The following is a 1,479-nucleotide window of genomic DNA, read 5'->3' as shown; positions in this document are numbered from 1 at the left end:
GCCATCCTCGACAAGGTCATCGTCGAAAAATGGGCGCGGCGCGACAAGGACAGCCGCGCCGTGGTGTTCTCGCCGAAGGGCAAGCAGGAGTTCGAGAGGGTATTTCTGGCGTGACGGACTGGCCGGCTCGGCTGTTGGCTAAGCCCGCTTGAGCGGTTTGCCCAGCTTGAAGAAATCCGCCCACGGATCGGCCTTCTTCAGCTGCTTTAGCGTCGTGGCGTCGCCGAGCGGAAACGCATTGGGCGGCAGGCCCTTCTCGATCTCCGGCCAGGTCACCGGCATCGACACCGTCGCGCCCTTCTTGGCGCGCGAGGAATAGGGCGCGACCGTGGTCGCGCCGCGGCCGTTGCGCAGATAGTCGACGAAGATCTTGCCGGTGCGCGCCTTCTTCGACAGCGTCGCCGTGTAGCGGTCGGGCGCGGCCTGCTCCAGGGCGCGGGCGAAATCATGGGCGAAGTCCTTCACCTCGTCCCATTCGGCGGAGGGCTTGAGCGGCACCAGCACGTGATAGCCCTTGCCGCCAGACGTCTTGACCAGCGTCGGCAGCGACAGGTCGTTCAGCTTGGCTCGGATATCGAGGGCGGCGGCACGCACCGCCTCGACCCCGATGCCCTCGTCCGGATCGAGGTCGAAGATGATCTGGTCCGGCTTTTCCAGTTCGTCGACGGTCGAGCCCCAGATATGAACCTCGACGACGCCGTATTGGACAAGGGCTGCAAGCCCGTCGAAATCCCTGATGAACAAGATCTCCTCGCCGTCGGTCGGATTGTTCATCCTGGCGATCTTGTCGCTCATGCCCGGTGAGGCATGTTTTTGGAAGAAGCGCTGGCCATGGATGCCGTCGGGCGCCCGCACAAGGCTGAGCGGCCGGTTGACGACGAATGACTCAATTCGCGGCCAGACCAGGGCGTAGTGATCGAGGAGATCCTGCTTGGAGACCTTTTCGTCGGGCCACAGCAGCTTGTCGGGATGCGACAGCTTCACCGAGGTCTTCGCCGTTCCGGCCGAGGTTTTTGTCTCGGTCCTGCCGCTGCTCGCCTTTGCTCCGCTTTTTGTCTTGCCGTCGGCTTGCTTCGGCTTTTCCTGCACCACGTCCTCCGCCGGCTTGTCCTCGCGCAGCCCCTGGAACGAGGCGTGGCGGATTATATGGTCGGATGTCCAGCTGCGGAACTCCACTTCGCCGACAAGCTCGGGTTTGACCCAGACGAGGCCCTTGCCCTTCGGCACGGCGGCAGAAAAAGGCGACTTCGTCGTCTTGAGGCTGTCGAGTTTTTTCTTAAGGTCCGCAGCCACCTTGCCGGAAAAGCCTGTGCCGACGCGGCCGGCATAGTTGAGCTTGCCGCCTCCATGATAGCCGACCAGCAGCGAGCGCAGGCCGCGCCCGGTCTTGTCCGAGGGCAATTGGCCGCCGATGACGAATTCCTGGCGCAGCGTGCACTTCGACTTGATCCAGGTGAGGCCGCGGCCGCTGCGATAGGG

The 1,479-nt window shown here is 63.6% G+C and carries 1 protein-coding gene and 1 pseudogene; one reads left to right on the top strand and one right to left on the bottom strand.

Features of this window, described 5'->3' with window-relative positions:
* Nucleotides 1–114 (top strand): annotated as a pseudogene (locus tag EOA60_RS39955) (transcriptional regulator); the annotation flags it as partial.
* Between the two features lie 24 nt (nt 115–138).
* Here EOA60_RS39955 and ligD read toward each other — a convergent pair.
* Nucleotides 139–1,479: DNA ligase D (ligD, locus tag EOA60_RS32610; RefSeq protein WP_128312596.1), on the bottom strand; the 1,341-nt coding region annotated here is incomplete at its 5' end.

This window comes from Mesorhizobium sp. M1A.F.Ca.IN.020.06.1.1 (assembly GCF_004023265.1).
Taxonomy (GTDB): Bacteria; Pseudomonadota; Alphaproteobacteria; order Rhizobiales; family Rhizobiaceae; genus Mesorhizobium.
This window is presented reverse-complemented; position numbering and strand designations above follow the sequence as displayed.